Annotated in this window: 16 protein-coding genes and 1 pseudogene; 5 read left to right on the top strand and 12 right to left on the bottom strand. The window is 66.6% G+C overall.

Annotation, left to right across the window (positions count from 1 at the left end; genetic code table 11):
* The 4 genes and pseudogenes from AC6RA4_RS15260 to AC6RA4_RS15245 form a co-directional block, all read left to right on the top strand.
* Positions 1-216: pseudogene (locus AC6RA4_RS15260) on the top strand (tautomerase family protein); the annotation flags it as partial.
* Positions 217-282: 66 nt separating this feature from the next.
* Entirely contained in the window at positions 283-1,425 is a 1,143-nt protein-coding gene (locus tag AC6RA4_RS15255; RefSeq protein WP_500161719.1) for an acyl-CoA dehydrogenase family protein, read from the top strand.
* Complete coding sequence (locus tag AC6RA4_RS15250; RefSeq protein ID WP_500161717.1) at positions 1,422-1,865, top strand: MaoC family dehydratase; 444 nt, start codon at positions 1,422-1,424, stop codon at positions 1,863-1,865. Before AC6RA4_RS15255 ends, AC6RA4_RS15250 begins: the two co-directional genes overlap by 4 nt.
* A 14-nt stretch (positions 1,866-1,879) precedes the next feature.
* Positions 1,880-2,560, top strand: a complete 681-nt coding sequence (locus tag AC6RA4_RS15245; protein WP_500161715.1) for a GntR family transcriptional regulator — start codon at positions 1,880-1,882, stop codon at positions 2,558-2,560.
* Positions 2,561-2,783: 223 nt separating this feature from the next.
* Here AC6RA4_RS15245 and hydA read toward each other — a convergent pair whose 3' ends face one another.
* The 4 genes from hydA to AC6RA4_RS15225 form a co-directional block, all read right to left on the bottom strand.
* On the bottom strand, positions 2,784-4,193 hold the full coding sequence (gene hydA / locus AC6RA4_RS15240) for a dihydropyrimidinase (protein WP_500161713.1): 1,410 nt from the start codon (positions 4,191-4,193) through the stop codon (positions 2,784-2,786).
* 72 nt (positions 4,194-4,265) lie between these two features.
* A complete protein-coding gene (locus tag AC6RA4_RS15235; RefSeq protein ID WP_500161711.1) occupies positions 4,266-5,231 on the bottom strand; it encodes a TRAP transporter substrate-binding protein in 966 nt (321 codons plus the stop codon).
* 53 nt (positions 5,232-5,284) lie between these two features.
* The gene (locus AC6RA4_RS15230) at positions 5,285-6,562 is read right to left on the bottom strand and encodes a TRAP transporter large permease (RefSeq protein ID WP_500161709.1); all 1,278 of its coding nucleotides are present in this window, start codon (positions 6,560-6,562) and stop codon (positions 5,285-5,287) included.
* A complete protein-coding gene (locus tag AC6RA4_RS15225) occupies positions 6,559-7,131 on the bottom strand; it encodes a TRAP transporter small permease (protein WP_500161707.1) in 573 nt (190 codons plus the stop codon). Before AC6RA4_RS15225 ends, AC6RA4_RS15230 begins: the two co-directional genes overlap by 4 nt.
* Positions 7,132-7,361: 230 nt before the next feature.
* Between AC6RA4_RS15225 and AC6RA4_RS15220 the strand changes: the two genes are divergently transcribed.
* Positions 7,362-8,147 (top strand): HpcH/HpaI aldolase family protein, encoded by a 786-nt coding sequence (locus AC6RA4_RS15220; protein ID WP_500161705.1) that lies wholly within the window; start codon positions 7,362-7,364, stop codon positions 8,145-8,147.
* On the opposite strand, the gene AC6RA4_RS15215 is transcribed toward AC6RA4_RS15220, so the two are convergent.
* The 8 genes from AC6RA4_RS15215 to AC6RA4_RS15180 form a co-directional block, all read right to left on the bottom strand.
* A complete protein-coding gene (locus AC6RA4_RS15215; protein ID WP_261395812.1) occupies positions 8,137-9,066 on the bottom strand; it encodes a LysR family transcriptional regulator in 930 nt (309 codons plus the stop codon). The two genes, AC6RA4_RS15220 and AC6RA4_RS15215, sit on opposite strands and share 11 nt — an antisense overlap.
* A gap of 35 nt (positions 9,067-9,101) precedes the next feature.
* The gene (locus AC6RA4_RS15210) at positions 9,102-9,389 is read right to left on the bottom strand and encodes an EthD domain-containing protein (RefSeq protein ID WP_222605708.1); all 288 of its coding nucleotides are present in this window, start codon (positions 9,387-9,389) and stop codon (positions 9,102-9,104) included.
* Positions 9,386-10,309, bottom strand: coding sequence for a dihydrodipicolinate synthase family protein (locus AC6RA4_RS15205; protein WP_500161702.1), 924 nt, complete (start codon positions 10,307-10,309; stop codon positions 9,386-9,388). Before AC6RA4_RS15205 ends, AC6RA4_RS15210 begins: the two co-directional genes overlap by 4 nt.
* Entirely contained in the window at positions 10,309-11,238 is a 930-nt protein-coding gene (locus tag AC6RA4_RS15200; RefSeq protein WP_500161700.1) for a dihydrodipicolinate synthase family protein, read from the bottom strand. Before AC6RA4_RS15200 ends, AC6RA4_RS15205 begins: the two co-directional genes overlap by 1 nt.
* Complete coding sequence (locus tag AC6RA4_RS15195; RefSeq protein WP_500161698.1) at positions 11,235-11,669, bottom strand: MaoC family dehydratase; 435 nt, start codon at positions 11,667-11,669, stop codon at positions 11,235-11,237. The genes AC6RA4_RS15200 and AC6RA4_RS15195 overlap by 4 nt, the downstream gene beginning before the upstream one ends.
* A 2-nt stretch (positions 11,670-11,671) precedes the next feature.
* Complete coding sequence (locus AC6RA4_RS15190) at positions 11,672-12,067, bottom strand: hypothetical protein (protein WP_500161696.1); 396 nt, start codon at positions 12,065-12,067, stop codon at positions 11,672-11,674.
* 17 nt (positions 12,068-12,084) lie between these two features.
* The gene (locus AC6RA4_RS15185) at positions 12,085-13,245 is read right to left on the bottom strand and encodes an acyl-CoA dehydrogenase family protein (protein ID WP_500161694.1); all 1,161 of its coding nucleotides are present in this window, start codon (positions 13,243-13,245) and stop codon (positions 12,085-12,087) included.
* A 33-nt stretch (positions 13,246-13,278) separates the two neighbouring features.
* On the bottom strand, positions 13,279-14,356 hold a 1,078-nt coding region (locus AC6RA4_RS15180; protein WP_500161692.1), incomplete at its 5' end, for a CaiB/BaiF CoA transferase family protein.

Below are 14,356 nucleotides of genomic sequence, written 5' to 3'. Positions count from 1 at the left end.
GGACATGCTGGAAAATATGGCAAAAACGCTGAAAATTTCCGCATTTTCATAAAAGTTCATGCCTTCCCTCGCCCACAAAATGCAAAGGAAACAGCGGCCCGCGCGATCGCCGAGGCGGCGGTCCGCGCCTATGGCGCGAACCCGAAGAACGTCATCGTCTACTTTTTCGACCGCGATCCCTCAGATGCGTTCCACGCCGGCGAGGCCTCGGCTTGACCGCGCGGCACCCGGCTGTGTAGCTGTTGATCAGATAATATCACATCCAACAGATCGGAGATCACTTTGGATCAGTTCTACACCGAAGAGCAGCGCATGGTCCGCGAGACCGCCCGCCGGCTCTCCGACGACGTTGTCGCCCCGGCCGCCGCCGCCGTCGACCGCGATGACGTTTTCCCGCGCGCGGTCTACGAAGCCCTCGCCGAGCAAGGGCTTTTTGGCGTCGCGCTGCGCGAGGAGGCGGGCGGCGTCGGGCTTGATGCCATGGCCGCCTGCATCGTCATGGAAGAGATCGCGCGCGGCTCGGGCGCGGTCGGCAATGCCTTCGCGATCCCGGTCGAGGCGGCGCTGTTTCTCGACCACCACGGCAGCGACCAGCACAAGGCGCTGATTCCCGGCATCCTCGAGGGCAAGGTGATTCCCGCCACCGCGGTGACCGAGCCCGATCACGGCTCGGACGTGGCGGCGATGACCACCACGGCGCGGCGCGACGGCGATGAATATGTCATCAAGGGCACCAAGGCCTGGGTCACCTTCGGGCAGGTCGCCGACGCGATCATGGTCTTCGCCAAGACCGATCCCGAGGCCGGCCATCGCGGCATCTCGTGCATCCTTGTCGAGACCGACCGCCCCGGCGTGTCGCGCGGCAAGTCCGAGGAGCTTTTGGGGATGCATGGCCTGGCCGAATGCATGGTCAGCTTCGATAACGTGCGGGTGCCAGTCAGCAACCTGATCGGGCCAGAGCACGGCGCCTTCAAGATGGCGATGGAGAATTTCAACTTCTCGCGCCTGATGATGTCGTCGATGGCGCTCGGCATGGCGCAGGCCGCGATGGAAGATGCCATCGCCTATGCCAATGATCGCAAGCAGTTTGGCAAGCCGATCTTCGAGCACCAGGCGGTGCAGTTCATGATCGCCGACATGGCCAAGGACATCTCGGCCGCGCGGCTGCTGATCCACAACGCCGCCAAGCTCTACGATGCCGGCCAGCCCATCGCGCTCGAGGCGGCGCAGGCCAAGCTCTTCACCACCGATATGGCGCAGGTGCATATCTCGAACGCGCTGCAGATCCATGGCGGCAACGGCTATTCGCGCGAGTTCCGCGTGGAAAGGCTGTTCCGCGACGTGCGTCTGAGCCAGATCTACGAGGGTACCAACCAGATCCAGCGCATGATCATCGCGCGGCAAGTCCAGAAGGCCTACGCATGAATCTGTTCTACGAAGACGTCGAGATCGGCGCGACCTACACCACGCCGTCGCACCAGATCACGGTGGCGGACATCGCCGATTTCTGCCGCCTGACCCGCGATTTCCACCCGCTGCACACCGATGCGGATTACGCGAAGAAAGCCGGGTTTCCCGGCATCATCGCGCATGGGCTCTACGGTCTGTCGCTGATGGAGGGTCTGAAGACCGAGCTCAGGCTCTACGAGGAGACCTCGATCGCCTCGCTCGGCTGGAACGACGTGCGCTTCAAGCATCCCATCGTCGCGGGCGACACGGTCTATGTGGAAATGGACTTTACCGCCAAGCGCGAAAGCGGCTCGCGCCCTGCCGGAATTATCACCGAAGCGGTGCGGCTGCATCGTGCCGATGGTAAATTGCTGATCGACGCCGAGCATATCTCCTTGATCCGCAAGACCCCCTGACGGAAGCTCCCGCCATGCCCAACGATCCCGCCGACGCGCTGACCCTCGATCCCGCCCAGAACTCCGTTGATCAGGCCACGCGCCTGATCCGCGAGGACATTCTCTCGGGGCGCATCGCGCCGGGGGACCGTCTCAAGACCGCGGAGCTGGCCAAGCAGCTGGGCTTCTCGACGATGCCGCTGCGCGAAGCGCTGCGGAAGCTCGAGGGCGAGGGGCTGGTGGCGATCGAGCCCAACCGCGGCGCCACCGTGCGCAAGCTCGACCGGGCCTACATCACCGATCTCTTCGAGCTGAACACCGAGCTGCGGGTCTTTGCGGTGCGGCGTGGCATGGCCACGCTGACGCTGGAGCGGATCCGCGAGCTCGAGGCGCTGGCGTCGGAATATCGCGCCCAGATCGAGGCCGGCGAGGACATCGCCGCCATCGAGACCAACCGCCGCTTCAACGCGCGGCTGGTGGAGTTCGGCGGCAACCGCGAGGCGCTGCGGGTGTTCCAGCGCGGCTGGGACACGATCTTTGCCTTCCGCCGGGGCTTTGGCTACGGCACCGGGCGGCGCCGGGTGATGGCCGAGGAGATGCAGCTTCTGGTCGACGCGTTGCGCCGGCAGGACGCGACCGCGGCCGAGGCGATCCTGCGGATGCAGAACGCGGCGATGATGGAAGACCTGGTGTCGCGGATCGCGCCGGAGGGGTGAGGGCCCCTCTCTTGATACGGTGACGCCCGCTGTGCCATCGCCGGCCCGCGGGATGGCGATCGAACACTTAGAATCCCTCGATTTATCCCGGCCAAGTCCGAAAGACCTCGAAGCTAAGGGCCAAGCTCTACCAAATCGCCAGCCCGATGGGGCGGGCCGGCGATGGCGCGGCGCCTTCGGCTTGTTCCGCGCCGGCAAGGTTCGGAGGTAGTCGCCGCGACCCTCAGCCCCCGAACGCCTGACTCGTCCCGCGCTCGAGATACACCCCGGCATCGCGCGCGCCGGTCACCTCGCCCTCGGCAAAGATCGTCTTGCCGCGCAGGATGGTGCGCACCGGCCAACCCTTGACCTCGAGCCCCTCGTAGGGCGTGTAGTCGCAATCGTGGTGCATCAGGCTCTGCGAGATCGTCACCTCGCGCTCGGGATCCCAGAGCGTGATGTCCGCATCCGCGCCCACCGCGATGCTGCCCTTGCGCGGGTAGAGCCCGAAGAGCTTTGCCGGGTTGGTCGCGGTCAGCGCCACGAAGCGCTCGAGCCCGATGCGCCCCTTCGAGACCCCTTCCGAGAACAGGATCGGCATCCGCGTCTCGATGCCGGGAATGCCGTTCGGCACCCAGCGGAACGACGTGCGCGCGCCCTCCACGTCCTTGCCCTTGGAGTCCTCGAAGCGGAACGGGCAGTGATCGGAGGAGAAAATATCGAAGGTGCCGTCGCGCAGCCCCTCCCAGATCGCCTTCTGGCTGTCGCTGTCGCGCGGCGGCGGCGAGCAGACGTATTTCGCGCCCTCGAAATCCATGTTCAGACCCTTCAGGTCGTCGGCGGTCAGGGCGATGTATTGCGGGCAGGTCTCGGCCCAGACATTCATGCCGCGGCGCTTGGCCCACTGGATCTGCTCCATCGGGTCGCGGCCCGAGACATGCACGATGGTGATCGGCACATCGGTCAGCTCGGCATGGGAAATCGCCCGGTGGGTCGCCTCGCGCTCGACCGACTGGGGCCGGCTCTCGGCGTGGTAATAGGGCGCGGTCTTGCCGGCCTCCTCGAGGCGTTTGGCCATGTAGCGGATGGCGTCGTAGCCCTCGGCATGGACCATGACCATGGCCTTCTCGCGCCGCGCCACGTCGAACACTTCGAGCAGCTCGGCATCGTTCAGCACCATGTCGTCATAGGTCATGAAGACCTTGAACGAAGTGTAGCCGGCCTTGACCAGCGCCGGCAGCTCCTGCCCCAGAACCTGCGGCGTCGGGTCGGTGATGATCAGGTGAAACGAGGTGTCGACATGGCACTTGCCGTCGGCCGCCTCGTGATAGGCCTGCACCACGTCGCGCAGCGACTGGCCCTTCTGTTGCAGTGCAAAGGGCATGACGGTGGTGTTGCCACCGGCGGCGGCGGAGCGCGTGCCGCTTTCGAAGCCGTCGGCCATCACCACGCCGCCGCCCTGCGGCTGCTCGAGATGCACATGCGCGTCGATGCCGCCCGGCAGGGCCAGCAGCCCCGCGGCGTCGATCTCTTCCTTGGCCTCGCCCACGTCCTCGGCAATGGCGACGATGCGCCCGTCGCGAATGCCGATCTCGGCGCGGATGCGGTCGGCGGCGGTGACGATTTCGGCGTTGCGGATGGCGAGGTCGAGCATGTGGTCAGAATCCTGCTTATATTGGGTCGGCTTGCGGCGCCGGGGGAGAACGACGCCGCAAGCCGGGGTGGCTCACTTCGCGGTGAGGGCGTCGAACAGCGCCTTCTGACCATCGGTGGTGAGCTGGCTCTCGTAAAGGGGCTGCGAGGCCTCGATGAACGGAGCGGTGTCGGGCTCGGTGATGGTCACGCCCATCTCCTTGAAGCTGTCGAGCAGCGGCTGCTCTTGGTCGACCACGTATTGACGCTGCCAGGTGGCGGCCTCGGCACCGGCTTCCATCAGCGCGGTCTGGATGTCCTCGGGCAGCGCGTCGAAGGCGTCTTTCTTCATGGTGACCGGGGCGGTCATGTTGAGCCAGCCGACCAGCGCGAAGGACGGCGCGACCTCGTAGAACTTCATGCCGTCATAGCCGGTGGAGGCGCCTTCCGCACCGTCGACCACGCCCGATTGCAGCGCGCCGTAAAGCTCCGAGTAGGACATCGGCGTCGGGTTGGCACCGTAGGCGCGGAACGCCTCGACATGGATCGGGTTCTGCATGGTGCGGATCTTCATGCCTTCGAGATCGGCGATGCTCTCGATCGGCTCCGAGGTCATCAGGTGGCGGATGCCCGAGGAGAACACGGCCAGCAGCTGGAAGCCGGCACCGTTGGCGCTGTCTTCCATCATCTCGAAATTGGCATCGACCTTGTCGCCAAGCGCCGGGATCGAGGGGAACAGGAACGGCAGGTCGAAGACCTTGTAGTCATTGACGTAGTTCGACAGCATCGCGTTCGAGGTCATGCCGATGTCGAGCGAGCCGAGCATCACGCTCTCGACGGTCTGCTGCTCGTCGCCGAGCTGGCCGCCGGCAAAGATCTCGAGCGTGGCGGCACCATCGGTCTTGGCTTCAAGCAGTTCCTTCATCTTCTGCAGGCCCATGTCCTGCACTTCGCCGGCGGCGTTGGTATGCGCGACCTTGAAGCTGTAGTCCTGGGCGGCGACCGGCGCGGCGACGAGCGCAGCAACGGTGGCGATTGTGGCGAGAACTCTGTTGGACATCTCTGTTGTCACTTTCTTCTGGTTGGTTTTGGGAGAATTCCGGCGGCCCATGGTCACAGCAGGACCGAGGGCAGCCAGAGGGAGATTGCGGGAACGAAGGTCACCAGCAGCAGCGCCACCAGCATGCAGCCAAGCGGCAGCCAGACCTTGCGCGAGACCTGCTCGATGCGGCGGCCGGCGACCGTCGAGGCGACGTAGAGGCAGATGCCGTAGGGCGGCGTGATCAGGCCGATCGACAGGTTGAGCGCGGTGATCACGCCGAACTGCACCGGGTTTATGCCGTAGCTCTGCGCGATGGGCAGCAGGATCGGCAGCAGGATCAGCACCGCCGAGATGCTCTCCATGAACATGCCCACCACGAGCAGCAGCACGTTGACGATCAGCAGGAAGGCGATGGCGCTGTCGGTGACGCCGGTGAGCCAGTCGCGCAGCATGGCCGGGAAGCCCTGCGTGGCAATGATCCAGGTAAAGACCGAGGCCGTGGCGACGATGATCAGGACCGTGGCCGAGAGGCTGATGGCGCGCAGGAAGATGCGCGGCAGGTCGCGGACTGTGATCTCGCGGTAGATGAACATCGTCACGATCAGCGTGGTGAAGAGCGCCACGCAGGCGGCCTCGGTGGCGGTGAACACGCCTCCCACGATGCCACCAAGGATCACCACCGGCACCAGCATGCCCGGCATCGCCTCGAGGAAGCTGCGCCCGAGCCGGCCGAGTGTGAAGGGCTCGCGGTCGCGATAGGCCTCGCCGCCGCGCTTGGCGAAGAGCCAGCAGCCGAGCATCAGGCCGGTCATCACCAGAAGCCCCGGAACGATGCCGCCGAGGAACATGGCGCCGATCGACTGGTTGGCGGTGATGGCGATGACGATCATCACGATCGAGGGCGGGATCACCGAGGCCAGCGAGCCGGAGGCGGCGATCACCGCCGAGGCGAGATCGATGTCATAGCCGCGCTTGCGCATCTCCGGCGTCATCACCGCGCTGATCGCGGCGGTGTCGGCCGAGCCCGAGCCCGAGATCGCCGCCAGACCGGTGCCGGTCACGATGGCGACGAGATAGAGGCTGCCGGTGATCCAGCCGACCAGCGCGCCGGCAAGGTTGACGAAGCGCCTTGCGATGCCGCCCGCCTCCATCAGCAGGCCCGAGGCCACGAAGAACGGGATCGCCATGAGGGTGAAGGAGCTGATGCCGCCATAGACCCGCTGCGCCACGATGGAAATCGGCGCCGTGGTGGTGAACTCGATGGCCACCAGCGCGGCGATGCCAAGCGCCAGAACGATAGGGATGCCCGAGACCAGGAGAAGAAGGAAACCGCTGCCCGCCCAGATCATGCCGCGGCCTCCTCGTCTTCGGCGGCGGCGACCCGGTCGGGGTGCAGCACGCGCGGCAGGGTGGTGACGGCGAACTCGATGAGGAAATAGCCAAAGCCCACCGGCAGCGCCATGTAGGGCACGGCCATCGGGATCTGCAGCGCCGGCGACTTGATCATGAAGCCGATGGTCAGCATCGACAGCGAGCCCACCACGACCACGCCGAGAAACCACAGCCCCAGCAGCAGGCCGGCGCCGTTGCAGAGCCGCTGCACCGGGAGCGGCGCCTGCCGGATCAGCACGTCGACGCCGACATGCTGGTTGAAGCGCATGGCGATGCCGGCGCCCAGCAGGATCAGCCAGACCTGCGCGAAGGTGGCGGTCTCCTCGCTCCAGGCGATGGAGTAGTTGAAGAAGTAGCGCCCGATGATCTGCGCGAGGATGGCGCAGGCCATGTAGGCCAGCAGCAGCAGCGCCACCGCGTCGACCACGCGGCGCAGCAGGGTCAGGCACAGCCCGGGGATCTTGAGAAGCGGCGAGGCGGTTTGCGGGCCGCTCGTTGCGCTGGTGCTGGTCGTCCGGTCTTGCATGGACGCACCTCCTTGTTGTCTCGGCGGGATCGCGGGTAACGGATGTCGTTCCCGTCGTCACCGTGCCCGGTTTCAGAGGAGGTTACCGGCAAGCGCGAAGCAATGAAGGCCGGGGTCTATAAATATCCTTATAGGAAGTATTTATTCCGCCGTTTTTCCGAATATTGCGGAAAAATCTGATCTACCCTGCCGCTAACGCAAAAATCATCAGATCAAAAATAGAGCACAATATGAGCATCAGATCAAATCCCGGGCAGGATGAAAACGCCGCTTCCCCGGCCTACGGCCTCGCCTTCTGTGTCCTTGGCCGGGCCGAGGCGGTTCTCATCGCGCGTGGCGCGGGATTCGATTTTGTCGTCGCCGATATGGAGCACGGGCCCATCGGTCTGGGCGAGCTCGGACAGATGGCAGCGACCGGGCTGGCCGCCGGCCTGCCGGTGCTGGGACGGGTCACAGGCCCGAATTCTCCAGATATCGCGCGGGTTCTCGACTGCGGCGCCACGGGCGTGATCGTCCCGCATGTGGACAGCCCCGAGGACGCGCAGCGCGTGGCAAAGGCCTGCCGCTTCGCCCCGCGCGGGGGCCGCGCCCTGCCCGGCCCGCTGCCGGCGCTCGATTACGGGCTGGTTCCCGCAAAAGAGCTTGTGGAGCGCGCCGAGCGCAACGTGGAGGTGATCGCGATGATCGAAAGTGCGCCCGCGCTGGACGCAGTTGATCAGATCGCCGCGACTCCCGGAATCGACATGCTGATGATCGGCACCAACGATCTCGCCGACGGCATCGGCCTGCGCGGCTTGATCGACCACCCTGCCCTGCTTGACGCCTTCCAGCGCATCGCGAGCGCGGCGGCGAAACACGGCTGCGGCTTCGGGGTCATGGGGCTGCCGGAGGCGTTGGTGGAAAGCCACGCGCTGGCGCTCGGCGCCCGCGCCATCGTCGCCACCAACGAGACCAACCTGATCCTCGAGGGCGGCGCGGCGCTCCTGTCTCGGCTGAAAGGAAAGGTCAGTCGCTGACCGGGCGGCGGCTCTCGGCCCGCACCTCGGCGAGGCGTAGGGCCACCCGCTCGCGGAAGGCCTTGATGAAGCGCTTGGTCTGCCGCGACGGGCTCTTGCTCTTGGGCATCGCGGCGGAGAGCTCAAAGCTCATGTCGGCGCTGTAGGGCCGCACCACCAGCCCCGGCCGCATCGCGGTATAGGCCGAGAGCTCGTCAACCAGCGCCACGCCCCAGCCATCGCGGACGATGCGCGCGGCGGCGTTCATGAAGCGGGTCTCGATGGTGGGGCGGTAGTCCAGCCCCTTGGCGCGGAAGCTGTCGGCCATCATCAGACCGATGCGGTTGGCGACCTGCGGGCCGACCATCGGGCGCTCGACCAGATCCTTGGGCGCCACCACGTCGAGCTTGGCCACCGGATCGTTCTCGTCGCAGAGCACCACCGCCTGCAGCGTCTCGATCGGCTCGTAGGTCATCGCCTGCCGCTCGTAGGGCGAGATCGCGAAGGCCACGTCGGCGACGCCGTTCTCGACCACCTGCAGCACGCTGTCGAGCGGTCGGGTCTCGAGAGAGATCTGGATGCGGGGAAACTCGCGCGCGTAATCGGCGATGACGCGCGGCAGCACAGCCTCGCTGAGCTCGGCGGTGGAGGCCACGCGGATGCGGCCGATCTTGCCCATGCGCAGATCGGCGGCGCGCTGGTTGACCGCGTCGCGCAGCAGGAAGAGCGGCTCGGATTCCTCGAGCAGGATCAGCGTCTCCTCGGTGGGCGAGAGCCGGTTGCTGATGCGCTCGAACAGGGGAAAGCCCAGCACCGTCTCGATGTGCCGGATGGTGTTGGAGATCGAGGGCTGAGACATGCCGAGGCGCTCCGCGGCGCCGACGGTGGTGCGAAACTGCACGACGGCGCGGAGAATCTCGAGCTGACGGAGGTTCAGCATGTCCCCGATCGGTTTCCCCTGTCCCAAAGGGCGGCTCAGCTCTGCGTCAGTCGGATGCGCGTGAAGTTGCGCACCTTGTCGCTGAACGGCCCGAAGCCCTTGATAGCATTGAACTCGGGCGTTTCATAGGCTTCCGGTCCGGTGATCGTGTAGATCGCCACGTGGCGCGGCCCGCCCTCGAGGCATTTCTCGCGCCGCGCATCGAGCCAGCCGGGGCAGGCGAGGATGTCGGGCAGGTGCACCGTCTCGTACCATTCGTCGAAGGCGGCCTCGTCTTCCGGGTCGACATCGACAAAGACGATATGGGTTTGCAATTGGCTCATGGGATCAGCTCCAGGCAGGGGCGCAGCGCGGTCATCAGCGCGTCGAGCTCGTCGCTCTCGATGCGCGGGGTGGGGGCGCGGCAAGCGGGGGTGTCGATGCGGCCGAGCTCGGCGAGGCAGGCCTTGAGGCGCGCGGCGGCAAGGTGGCCGGGCGCGGCATAGATTAGGCGGGCAAGGCCGAAGAGCGCGGCGTGGATCTCCTGCGCCGGAGCGATGAGGCCTTGCCTGACATGGGCGTCGAGCGCGGTGATCAGCTCAGGGACCAGCGCCGAGAGGCTGACCGCCGAGCCGTCGCTGCCGATCATGAAGCAGGGGAAAAGATGCTCGTCGCCCGAGGCCATGACGGCCACGTCGGGGCGCATCTCGCGGGCGATGCGGCGGGTGACCTCGTAGGACTTGGTCTCCCAGCTGCCTTCCTTGATGCCGACGACGCTGTCGATCTCGAGCAGGCGGCGCAGCACATCCGGCGTGTAGGCGAGCTTGAACGAGCCCACCGAGCCCTGAAACAGGTAGACCGGCGCCCCGGTGGCCTCGGCGATGCCCTTGTGATGGGCGACGATTGCGCGCGGATCGGCCCCGAGCGCCCAGGAGAACGGCGCGAAGACCATCACCGCATCGGCCCCGGCATCGAGCGCGGCCTGCGCGTCGGCGCTGGCAAAGGCGGTGTTCTCACCGCTCACCGCCGCGAGGATGCGGCGCTTGCCCGCGACCTCGCGGGCGATGCGCACCACCTCGGCCTGCTCGCTGCGCGACATGTGGATGCCCTCGCCCGCGTGGCCGTTGAGCAGAAGCCCCGCCTGCCCGGGATCGGACAGGACGGTTTCGAAATGCCGCTCGAGGCTGGCACGGTCGAGCGCGCCCTCCTCGGTCATCGGGCAGATGGTGGCGGCATAGAGCCCGCCATTCTCCGCCGCGCCCATCACAGCACCTCGGCCGCGATCAGCGCCTTGTGCACGCCCTCGCGGACCTCGTCCGATTGCGGCAGAAGCGGCAGGCGCGGGGCGGCATTCTTGATGATGCCCATCATCTCGAGCCCGTCCTTCATGCGGGTATGCATGTCGATCACCGGCGCGGGGCCGTAGATCGCGCGCACCACCGGGTAAAGCCGGTCGTTGGCGGCGCGCATCTTGGCGAGGTCCATCTCTTCCGAGGCATTCCAGAGATCGGCCAGCAGGCCCGGCACGAGGCTCGCGAGACCCGACAGGATGCCGTCGCCGCCAAGCGCCACCTGGGCGAAGAACCAGTGGAAGTTCGACGGCAGGATGGCGGTGTTGTCGTCGGCGGCCTGCACCGCGCGGCGGTTCTCGTCATAGGCCAGCAGTGTCGCCGAGCCTTCCTTGATCGCCACCACCTCGGGGATCTTGGCGATCTCGGCCAGCACCGGGGTGGCGAGGCCGAAGCCGGAGGCGATGGGGAACTGGAAATGCGACAGCGGCATCTGCAGCTCGCGGGCCAGCAGCTCGTACATCTTCACCGCGGCAGAGGTGTTGGCGTTGCCGCCCCCCAGCGCCTCGGGCGGGAAGATCACCGCCACGTCGGCCCCCGCCTCGCGCAGCGCCTCGGCCTGACGCAACGCGTCGGGGATGCCGGTCGGCACCACGCCGGCGAGCAGCGGCTGGTCCTTGGAGATCTGCGCGCGGGTGCGCTTGATCACCTCGAGCTTCTCGGCGTCGGTGAGCGCGGTGGCTTCACCGGCATGGCCGTTGACGAAGACGCAGTCGGTGGTCTCGGGCTTGGCGCAGTGGTCTAGCACGGCGGCGTAGCCGTCCCAGTCGATGGCGCCCTCTTCGTCGAAGGGCAGCACGGTGGCGACGGTGATGCCGCGAAGATCCTTGGCCGTGATGGTCATGCGGTGACTCTCTTTCTCGGGAATTTCAGCGTGGCGTCGGCTTTCAGCACCTCGACGCCCTCCTCGTTCTTGGCCGAGGCCTGCCAGTCGACGGTGCGGTTGTCCTCGTCCTTGGAGGAGATCCAGATGTCGAAGGTGATGGTGTCGCCGTAGCGCACCGCGCCGGTGAACCAGAAGCTGTCGCGGATCGACACGCCCACGGTGCCGACCAGCTCGGCGGTCAGCACCGAGGTGCAGATGCCGGCGACAAGGATGCCGGGCGCGAGGCGCTCGCCGAAGCGGGTGGTCGAGGCATAGCCTTCGTCGACATGCACCGGGCCGAAATCGCCGGTGGCGGCGATATACATCGCGCCATCGGCCTCGGTGATGGTCTTCGAGACGGAGACGCGGTCGCCCACCTCCAGCTCGTCGATATTGCGGATGTCATACATGCTCAGGCCCCCAGCGGCACCATGCACGCGGTGCCGGTGATGACCTCGTCACCCTCGACGGCGATGCTGAGATCGCAGGCGATGGCTTCGGCCGTGGCCTCGGTGACGGTCGCGGTGGCGGCAATGGAACTGCCGACCGGAAAGGCCCGGCCGAAGGCCACCGAGAAGTCGCCGATGCGCCAAGCGGGGCCTGCGAGGCGGCCAAGCGCGGTGGTCAGCAGGCCGGCGGCGGCCAGCTCGAAGACCGACATGTCGGTCAGGCCCGCGCCCGTGGCGTGGGCGCGGTCGACATGGGTCTTGGTCATGTTGCCGGTGATGCCGGTGAAGAAGCCCTGCTCGGCCACGGTCATGGTCTTGCGGAAGGTGATGGCATCGCCCTTGGCAGGAAGATCGGTCATGCGGGAGGCTCCTTGGCTCAGAGGGTCAGGCCGCGCTTGATCACCGAGCGGGCGATCAGCATGCGGTGCACCTCGGAGGTGCCGTCATAGATGCGGGTGACGCGGGCATCGCGGTAGATGCGCTCAAGCGGCAGTTCCTTGGTGAAGCCGTAGCCGCCAAAGACCTGGATGCCGCGATCGGCGACCCGGCCCAGCATCTCGGAGGCCTGCACCTTGACCATCGACACCTTGTCGCGCGGGTCGAGCCCCTGATCCTGCTCCCAGGCGGTGTTGAGCACCATCATGCGGGTGGCAAAGATCTCCATCGCGCTGTCGGCGATCATCTGCTGCACCATCTGGAAATCGCCGATCGGCTGGCCGAACTGCTTGCGTGTGGCGGCGTGCTCGTGCATCATCTCGAGCACCCGGCTCGCCATGCCGACGGCGCGGGCGCCGATATGGCCGAGGCGAATGCCGCCCACATTGGCCATCATCACCTTGAAGCCGTTGCCGACCTCGCCGAGCACGTTGCCCTTCGGGATGCGCACATCGTCGAAGTTCAGCTCGGCATGGCCATAACCGCGATGGCCCATCATCGCCTGGTTGCGCGCCACGCTGAAGCCCGGCGTGCCCTTGTCGACGATCAGCAGGCTGATGCCGCCACGGGCGCCCTTCTCGGGATCGGTCAGCGCCATGACGATGACGTAGTCGGCAATGTCGCCATCCGAGATGAAGTGCTTGGTGCCGTTCAACACCCACTCATCGCCATCGAGATAGGCGTTGGTCTTGATCGCCGCCGCGTCGGAGCCGGCGCCCGGCTCGGTGATCGCCATGGCGCAGATCTTGTCGCCCTTGACGGTCGGGTAGAGATACTTGTCGCGCAGTTCGCCCTCGAACTGCTCGAGCATCGGGTAGACCTGCCCGAAGATGCGCCGGATCAGCGCGTCCGAGGTCTGGCCGAGCTGCTCTTCGACGAGGCACATGTCGAGCACGCCGAGGCCCGCGCCGCCGACCTCTTCCGACATGTTCATCGCGTAGAAGCCCAGCTCCTGCGCCTCGGCGCGAACCGCCGCCAGCTTCTCGGGCGGGATCTTGGCGGCCTCCTCGGTTTCCTGCTCGAGCGGTTGCACCTTCTCGCGCACGAAGCGGCCGACCGCGTCGGTGACCATCTTCATCTCGTCGGAGATTGCGAAATCCATTCTGTCTGCTCCTGTTGGTCTCTTGGCGCGGGCTCAGCCGCGCATCTTGTCCGATTGCACAATCACGCCCGCGGCGATCAGCCGGTCGATCTCGCCCGCCTCGAAGCCGGCCTCGGCCAGCACTTCGCGGCTCTGCCCGCCAAGCGCGGGCGGGGCGAGGCGCACCGGCGGGGTCTCGCCGTCGTAGCGCACCGGGTGCGAGAGCATGACCAACGGCGTGCCGCCGGCGCTCGGGGTTTCGGTGAAGGCCGCAAGGTGATCCACCTGCGGGTTGTTCTTGAGCCCGTCGTAATCCTGCACGACCTCGTGCCAGACGCCGGCCTCGGTGAGCTTGGCAACCGCCTCGTCGAGGCTGAGCCGCGCCATGCCCTCGGCCACCATCCGCGAGATCTCGCCACGCTTGGAGAAGCCGTCCTCGGCGGAGAGCTCGGCCAGCGCCGGCAGCTCCAGCGCGCCGGCGAGCTGCGGCGGCGTCGACATCGAGATCATCACGTGACCATCCCTGGCGGCGTAGATGCCGTAGGGCGCCGGACTGAACCAGTTGGCCATGCCCTCCTCCCCACGCGGCCCGGCGCGGTCGGCGCCGTTCATCCACGCGGTGATCGACTCGCCCTGCAGGTCCATCGCGGCCTGCAGCATGTTGACGTCGACCCGCCGCGCTGTGCCGGTGCGCTCGCGCTCGAAAAGCGCCGCGATGATGCCGGCCACCGTGAGCGCTGCGGCGTGGTGGTCGATCGGCACCGAACCCACGGCGACGGGGCCGCTCTCCATGCTGCCGGTATGGGCGGCAAGCCCGGTCATCGCCTGCAGCAGCACGTCCTGCCCCGGCCGCTTGGCATAGGGCCCGTCGACGCCGTAGCCGGTGGTGGTGGCGTAGATGATGCGCGGGTTCACCTTGCGCATCTCGGCCTCCGACAGGCCCAGCTTGTCGAGCGTGCCGGGGCGGAAGTTCTCCATCACCACGTCGGCGGTCTCGATCAGGCGCTTCACCGTGGCGATGCCCTCGGGCGACTTCAGATCGACTGCGATCGAGCGCTTGTTGCGCCCGGTGGTGATGTGGTTGACCGAGGTGTTGTCGACAAAGCGGTTGGCCACTGCCCAGTTGCGCTGA

It is taken from the genome of Salipiger sp., from assembly GCF_059781815.1.
This window is presented reverse-complemented; position numbering and strand designations above follow the sequence as displayed.

Bases quoted from the DNA above. Each gene is read 5' to 3' on its own strand.
- hydA (WP_500161713.1), bottom strand. From the start codon at position 4,193: ATGCTCGACCTCGCCATCCGCAACGCCGAAATCGTCACCGCCGCCGAC.
- AC6RA4_RS15205 (WP_500161702.1), bottom strand. From the start codon at position 10,309: ATGGGCGCGGCGGAGAATGGCGGGCTCTATGCCGCCACCATCTGCCCG.
- AC6RA4_RS15215 (WP_261395812.1), bottom strand. From the start codon at position 9,066: ATGCTGAACCTCCGTCAGCTCGAGATTCTCCGCGCCGTCGTGCAGTTT.
- AC6RA4_RS15220 (WP_500161705.1), top strand. From the start codon at position 7,362: ATGAGCATCAGATCAAATCCCGGGCAGGATGAAAACGCCGCTTCCCCG.
- AC6RA4_RS15185 (WP_500161694.1), bottom strand. From the start codon at position 13,245: ATGGATTTCGCAATCTCCGACGAGATGAAGATGGTCACCGACGCGGTC.
- AC6RA4_RS15235 (WP_500161711.1), bottom strand. From the start codon at position 5,231: ATGTCCAACAGAGTTCTCGCCACAATCGCCACCGTTGCTGCGCTCGTC.
- AC6RA4_RS15210 (WP_222605708.1), bottom strand. From the start codon at position 9,389: ATGAGCCAATTGCAAACCCATATCGTCTTTGTCGATGTCGACCCGGAA.
- AC6RA4_RS15230 (WP_500161709.1), bottom strand. From the start codon at position 6,562: ATGATCTGGGCGGGCAGCGGTTTCCTTCTTCTCCTGGTCTCGGGCATC.
- AC6RA4_RS15200 (WP_500161700.1), bottom strand. From the start codon at position 11,238: ATGACCATCACGGCCAAGGATCTTCGCGGCATCACCGTCGCCACCGTG.
- AC6RA4_RS15195 (WP_500161698.1), bottom strand. From the start codon at position 11,669: ATGTATGACATCCGCAATATCGACGAGCTGGAGGTGGGCGACCGCGTC.
- AC6RA4_RS15250 (WP_500161717.1), top strand. From the start codon at position 1,422: ATGAATCTGTTCTACGAAGACGTCGAGATCGGCGCGACCTACACCACG.
- AC6RA4_RS15245 (WP_500161715.1), top strand. From the start codon at position 1,880: ATGCCCAACGATCCCGCCGACGCGCTGACCCTCGATCCCGCCCAGAAC.
- AC6RA4_RS15225 (WP_500161707.1), bottom strand. From the start codon at position 7,131: ATGCAAGACCGGACGACCAGCACCAGCGCAACGAGCGGCCCGCAAACC.
- AC6RA4_RS15190 (WP_500161696.1), bottom strand. From the start codon at position 12,067: ATGACCGATCTTCCTGCCAAGGGCGATGCCATCACCTTCCGCAAGACC.